The following is a 6105-nucleotide window of genomic DNA, read 5'->3' on the forward strand; positions in this document are numbered from 1 at the left end:
CTCCGCCGGTCAGCGTGTCGTTGCCCTGCCCGCCATCGAGCGTGTCGCTGCCGGCACCGCCCAGCAGCGTGTCGGAGCCTTCACCGCCGTTGAGCTGGTCGGCGCCGGCGTTGCCTTCGAGGTGGTCGTTGCCGCCTTCGCCGTTCAGGGTGTCGTCGCCGGCACCACCGTAGAGGCGGTCGTTGCGACCGTAACCGCTCAAGCTCTCGGCGGACTCGCCCCCGAAGATCACCTGCACGCGCTGGTTTGCCTGGTCGACGACGCCGACGAAAATCTGCGTACCGCTGGCGCGGTCTTCGAAGTTCGTGGCTTCTAGGATGTTCTGACCGGCCATCGCGCCGGTAATGGTGTTGCCTTCGATGTTCCTGATGTTGCGCATCATCTGCCACTGCAGCAGCGCCTGGCGGTCGTTGAGCCAGTTGTCGCTGAAGTTGAGCCGATTTGCGTCCCCGCCCTGTTCGATGACCGCTCTGTCGGCCAGCCAGTCGGTGTAGGTGCTGCCCCAAGCTTGCGACAGGGCGGACTCCACTGCTGACGCAGCATCTGGTGACCTGACGGTAAGGACCACGGGTGACAGAGTCGTCAGCGCCAGCAAGGCGGCAAAGTCACTGCGCGCCTGGCTCGGCAGGCTACTGTTGCCGGCGGCGCTGATCAGCGTGACTTTGCCGGCGAGGTCCGTGAATGTCTGGCTGTTGAGCAGGGCGGCCAGCCGGTCATGGAACACGTTCCTGTCGGCGATGTTGGCCCAGGTGCCGCCGCTCATGTTGGCCTGTGTTTCAGGGATGGAAGGCCCTAGCAGGGACCGACGCAATCCGTCGAGCACATGTTCCAGCACGTTGCCTTCGGCCCTGCCTTGCCCGTTGTTGCTACCGTCGGCAGCGGCTCGTGCATTGGAGGCGGCCAGCAGGATCTGGTTGAGCGTGCTGGTGGTGACTTCTGGGTCCAACTGGGTGAGTGCTTCCTGCACGCTCAGCGCGTCGATCATCAGCACGAGGCTGTGGGTGTCGCCGAAGTCGTTCTGGCTGTAGCCGTTGACCAGCAGCCGCACGTCGAAGGCTTCGAAGGAGGCGCGGGCCGAGTCGCTGATCACGCTGCCGCGGTACAGGGGCTGGTCCTCGATGAACACCTGCGTCGCGACGCCGTAGTGATACTGAGAGTTGGCCACGGCAGAGGGGTAGGTCGCGCCGTAGACGTCGTAGAAATTGGCCAGCGGACCGAGTGTGTTGCGGCTGTCGATGGCGGTGTGAGGCCTCCACCAGCCACGCTGAGGGCCTGGGTGCTGCGCTGGGCGATGAGCACAGCCAGCTGGTAGTCGAGCCGGGTGGCTTCGATCTGGCTGGCGTTGACGTTGGTGGGCGGGGCCGATGACGCGCTGCCGCTGCTCAGGGTGGGCACGCGCGCGGCTTCGGTCATGACGACCTGGATGCGCTTCATGGCCGAGACGAGCAGCGCGCCCTGGGCGTTGTCCATCAAGCCGTTCTGCATGACGCGCAGTACGTTCTGGATGTCCTGCTCGGTCGGGGCCACACCGCCCGTGAGGAGGCTGCGAAGTTCCCGGTAGGTGGAGCGGGCCGCGGGGTCGCTGAAGACGATCTGGTTGCCGTCAGTGTTCCTGCGCTGTGCGTCGAAGCGTTGGACGATGGCCCGCAGGGACTCACCGGCATTGACTTGGCCGACGCCTGCGCCGTTGAACGTGTAGGTAGAGGTAATGCGGCCTTCACCCTGGTGCAGTAGGTTGAAGGCCGTGGCCAGGTGGCCACCCAGGCTGTAGCCCGTGACGCTGAAGGTCTTGCCCGCCAGGGCGCCTCCAGGCTGGCTCAGCGTCCTGAACCAGTCCTCCATGTCGGCGATCTGCCCCATCGCCCAGCCGCCCTGTGCTACTTCCATTGCGTTGGTCGCCTGGTTGTCTCGGGCGGCATCGTCTATGAACTCGGTGGAGCGGAAACTCATCACGAGCTGGCCTCGGGTCAGACCTCGCGCTGGGTCGTCGACGAGGCACTCGAACACCGTGCCGCTAAAACCGGTGTTCGTGTTGGGCTGGTGAGCAACCACCTTCCACTCGTGCGCGAACTGTTCCGCTTGCACATCGCTGAACCTGCTGGAGCGGTTGTTGCCGAAGGTCAGCGCCGCGACGTTGAGTTGATTCCCAAATAGATCCAATCGCGCCTCAGCCGCCATCTGCAGCTGCGCATAGGTGAGATAAGTGGAAACGGAGTTGGCAGGCATGCTCACTCTTCTCTGTTAGGTTGTAGAACTTGATTTACGAATCTCTGTGTAAAGCCGATTTGCGTCCGCTTGCCGTCTGCATCGACCTTCGAAGGACACGCGTTGTCGGAGGCTGCTCCCCACGGCGATCTGAACCCCGCTTGGCTCCCTTGTCCCCAATCCATCATGTAGCCGATGCGCTCGGCGATCACTTCTTGGGTCTGAAGATCGATCACCTTCAGGGAGCCGCCTGCAATCCAGTAGTCACGGTCTTCCTTCGTGGAGATGTCGTCCCACGTCACGCCGTAGCGGGCGGTGAGCTTGTCAATTGGCTCGGTCACCAGTTCGGGACGAATCAGCGTCTCGAGCCACTTCGGCTCGCGATCGAACGGCCGATATAGCCGCAAGGTGTGGCGATACGGCTTGCCGTCACGCGGGTCAAGGCTCTCGACGAATCTGTAGCCCTCGTGGTGCGGCTCCTTCTTCTGCGGGTCGAGCTGCAGTCCTTCGGTAGCTCGCAGCAGCTTGACGATGCAGTCCTCACCCCCACAGTCCTGTCCGTAGGGATCGTTGAGCTTGTACTGGTCGGCAAAGTTGTCGGCGTTGGAAATGGGCTCGCGCCACTTCATCCACACCACGCCGTCCACGTTCTCCACCGTGCGGTGGATCTTTTCGCCAGCACTCTTGCAGCGCATCTCGAAACGGGCCTTAGCCGCTGCCTGCCTTGCCTCTTGCTCCTTGCGGTGCTGCCGCTCATCGCGACCGGCGATGTACGAGCCCATGGGCAGAGCGCCGAAGAGCACGACAACGCCAGCAACCGCCCATCCCCTGTTCCAGGCGGTCTTCGGCTTGATAAACGCACACGCGAGCGACGCCAGCGCCAGTGCGATGTAAAGCCCGCCAAGCGTTCGCAGAGCGTCGGGAATCCAAGTGAGTTCAGCCAAATCCGTTCTCCTATGCCGCCGCCAAGTAGCGCTGTTGCGCGTGGCAGGGTGCCCAGCGCCCCAGCCCGCCCATGAGCACGTCGTTGCCGTCGCCACCGTCGATGAGGTCGTCACCGCCTCCGCCCAGCAGCGCATCGTTGCCGCCCAGGCCCAGGAGGGTTTCTGCGGCGCCGCCACCGGTAGCCCACGCCGCCTTCGTCGGCGGCCTTGATGAAGTCGCCCGCCAGCGTGGTGTTGGCCGGGGCTTGTTGTTCGGTTTCGTCGAGCGTGATGCCGAGTTCGCCGTTGGTCCAGTCGCGAATGCGAATCGAGTTCAGCGAACTGTCCCGATGAAGGATGAGATCCTTTCCGCCGTGACCATTGTCCGCAAGCACGTAGGTCCAGGTTCCGTCGCTATACACACCGTCTCGAACCTTCTTGGCTTCTGCACCGCGAATGGTGTGCCCTTCGACCGTAATGACACCTTCACCGTCGCTGTCGACTACCCAGTCCCCACCAAAACTTCCCGTGAAGGTGTAGGTGTCCCGGCCACTACCGCCGTATAGGTGGTCGCTGCCATCACCACCATCCAGGTAGTCGTCGCCCTCCTCTCCGAACAACACATCAGCGCCTTGCTGGCCGAGCAGGGTGTCGGCACCTGCTCCTGCCAGCAACTCGTCCTGCCCGGCTCCACCGATCAGCCCATCGACAGCTGCACTGCCCAGGATCAGGTCATCAAGTTCGCCGCCGGCCAGCGTACCTCCGGAGGTAGAAACGACCACACGGTTTGCACCACTGATAGCGAAGCCGCTTCGGTCCTGCTCGCTCAATGAGTTTTGTGCCAGGTCGCGCAGAGCAGCGAGCGCCCCCGGTGCCGAAGCTGGAAGCGTCAACGTGACAGAGCCGGCAGAGGTCGTGACACGCTCACCAGGGTAGCCATGCTGCTCTTGCGCGATGAGTAGCACCGTGCGGATGAGCGCATCGCGTGAAACCAGCGCTGTGTCATCGAAAGGTGCTTCGAGCAAGCGCTTGATGTCCGCATTCATGTGTGTGCTTGCGGGCAGTTGCGACACGCCAGCCAGCAAGGTCGTGAATGCGGCCTTCTGTTCATCAGACGCATCAAGACCTTCGAGCCAGGTACCGTCAAAGCGGCCCATGCTCACCGCGAGGTCGCTCAGATTGACGCTTAGCGTTGTGTAAGCAACAGAGCCTGTATCAAAAACCCGCCCCAGCAAATCCTGCCCCCAATCGCGCACCGGCTGCCACATCGCTTCGCCGGCCTTGCCGGCCAAGTAGCCAACGAATACCGCAGCCCCTATCGCTGCTGCAGCAGTCAAGAGCGCGGGAGCAGCAAGAGCAGCTCCAAATGCCACAACACCTGCAACAGCGAGTTCACCGCCCACAAGCCCGGTCAGCACCCCGAGCGCCTTCTCCCCCGCCCGATCAACGCCCGCTTCCGTAAGCCCGTTGTCGTAGAACTCCTTGCCGATCTGAATCAGGCCGAGCGCAGCACCGACTTGCTTGAGCACCGAAGAGGCCGCTGCGCTGAACTTCTGGATGGATGCAGAGTTGCCTGCGGCAATCTCGTCTGCCGCGTAGCTGACCTGCTGCATCGCAAGATTGACTTGGTCCTTCAGTGACTTGAAGTACTGCGCGAACTTGCCATCTTGCACGCTGCCTGGCGTCGCGCCCGCCTGCGTGATGCGGTCGTTGAGGCGGTTGACACCGTCCGAAAACGTCTGCAGCAACACCTTGGCCGATTGCGCGTCGGCAGCGGTCAAGGTCTTGTCTTGCAGGGCCCTGGCAAGCTTGCCCAGTTCGGCGTAGAAGGTATCGACGCCGGCAACCGGCCCCCCGACGTAGTCGAAGATGTCCGGCTCGCTGATCTTGCGATTGAACGCAGCGATGAAGCTGTACTCAGCTGTGGTGGTCATGTCGTCAGGCTCGCGGTTTGAGATAGGTGTCGATGAAGATACGAATATTGGCCAGTTGAGCGCCCAACCCCATAGTGGTCGGATACAGCCCGCATGCGGTCAGAAACGCAAACCCTCCTCGGCTATGGGTCGTGAAGCCCTTTCCGAAAGACGGGTCACCCGGAATCGCAATGAAGAAGTAGATGGAACCGAGAAACAGCAATGGGCTAAGGAGAACCATGAGGTGCTGTTTGACAGGCATCCTCCCTAGTGCGCTCCGTCGTGCCAAGTTTTGCGGGTAAACGGCGACGCTCTGCACGGTCCATACAAGCGACAGCACCGGAATCAACGCCACGGTCAGGCTGTGCGCCAGCAGCGCCACCTGCGGAAACACCGTCGAGTTCGCGTGCGCGCTCATGTTCATGAACGGCACCATGCGCTGCACGCATGCGGTGAAGCGTCGAGCCCACGGCCACAAGTCCAGGACGTTGTCCGGCGCGAATAGCGCAACGAGCACAGGTATTGCCATCGGCACCAACAGCAAAGGGCTCAAGGCACCAGCCCAGGAGAGGGCCGGTATCGGAGGCGGCACGTCAACGGGCGACTGCGTGTCGTCAAAGGGGAAAGGGCGGCTTTTCATGCTGCAAAGGCCCAGCGGCGATCATTGACGGCGCTCTTTGTGCCGAAGCTCGCACCTGCTCGTACAAGCTTGAGAACCATAGGCACTCCACGGCGCAGCAGCGCATCGTTCCCGCTCAGGCCCCGGAGGGTTTTCGCGGCGGCGCCACCGACCAGCGTATCGTCACCCTCTTCCCTATCCAGATAGTCCTGCCCGTACGCGGATGCCACGACGGAGGATGGTTCGTCGTCGCCCCACAGCTGGTCGTTGCCCGCCTCGCCGAAGAGCTCGTCGTCGCGGCCGCCGCCCCATATCTGGTCGACCCCGGCACCACCATCCAGGTAGTCGTTGCCGTGCGTGCTCAGGGGTGCGCGAACCGGATCACGGTCGTCGCCGACCATGTAGTCGGCGTCGTCGCCTCCGTAGATTTCGTCACTGCCGCCCT

General features: G+C 62.8%; 7 protein-coding genes. All 7 read right to left on the minus strand.

Translation table 11 applies throughout. The features are described 5' to 3' along the window. Positions 1 to 1048, minus strand: a 1048-nt coding sequence (locus E8D38_RS29405; RefSeq protein WP_281286170.1) for a calcium-binding protein, incomplete at its 3' end; no start/stop codon positions are given. Between the two features lie 38 nt (positions 1049 to 1086). Continuing rightward, positions 1087 to 2226 (minus strand): alpha/beta hydrolase family protein, encoded by a 1140-nt coding sequence (locus tag E8D38_RS27250; protein WP_140637418.1) that lies wholly within the window; start codon positions 2224 to 2226, stop codon positions 1087 to 1089. Between the two features lie 2 nt (positions 2227 to 2228). Further along, positions 2229 to 3149 (minus strand): hypothetical protein, encoded by a 921-nt coding sequence (locus tag E8D38_RS27255; protein ID WP_140637419.1) that lies wholly within the window; start codon positions 3147 to 3149, stop codon positions 2229 to 2231. Positions 3150 to 3159: 10 nt separating this feature from the next. Continuing rightward, positions 3160 to 3303 (minus strand): hypothetical protein, encoded by a 144-nt coding sequence (locus E8D38_RS29580; protein ID WP_181179528.1) that lies wholly within the window; start codon positions 3301 to 3303, stop codon positions 3160 to 3162. Next, entirely contained in the window at positions 3260 to 5062 is a 1803-nt protein-coding gene (locus E8D38_RS28690) for a calcium-binding protein (protein ID WP_140637420.1), read from the minus strand. The genes E8D38_RS29580 and E8D38_RS28690 overlap by 44 nt, the downstream gene beginning before the upstream one ends. Before the next feature lie 4 nt (positions 5063 to 5066). Next, positions 5067 to 5681 carry a hypothetical protein gene (locus E8D38_RS27265; RefSeq protein WP_140637421.1) on the minus strand — a complete coding sequence of 205 codons (615 nt, stop codon included), beginning with the start codon at positions 5679 to 5681 and terminating at the stop codon, positions 5067 to 5069. Further along, on the minus strand, positions 5678 to 6105 hold a 428-nt coding region (locus E8D38_RS27270; RefSeq protein ID WP_140637422.1), incomplete at its 5' end, for a calcium-binding protein. The genes E8D38_RS27265 and E8D38_RS27270, both read right to left, overlap by 4 nt.

Origin of the sequence: Methylibium rhizosphaerae (assembly GCF_006386545.1) — a bacterium.
In the GTDB taxonomy this organism is placed as follows: domain Bacteria; phylum Pseudomonadota; class Gammaproteobacteria; order Burkholderiales; family Burkholderiaceae_C; genus Pseudorivibacter; species Pseudorivibacter rhizosphaerae.

Bases quoted from the DNA above. Each gene is read 5' to 3' on its own strand.
- E8D38_RS27265 (WP_140637421.1), bottom strand. From the start codon at position 5,681: ATGAAAAGCCGCCCTTTCCCCTTTGACGACACGCAGTCGCCCGTTGAC.
- E8D38_RS27250 (WP_140637418.1), bottom strand. From the start codon at position 2,226: ATGCCTGCCAACTCCGTTTCCACTTATCTCACCTATGCGCAGCTGCAG.
- E8D38_RS28690 (WP_140637420.1), bottom strand. From the start codon at position 5,062: ATGACCACCACAGCTGAGTACAGCTTCATCGCTGCGTTCAATCGCAAG.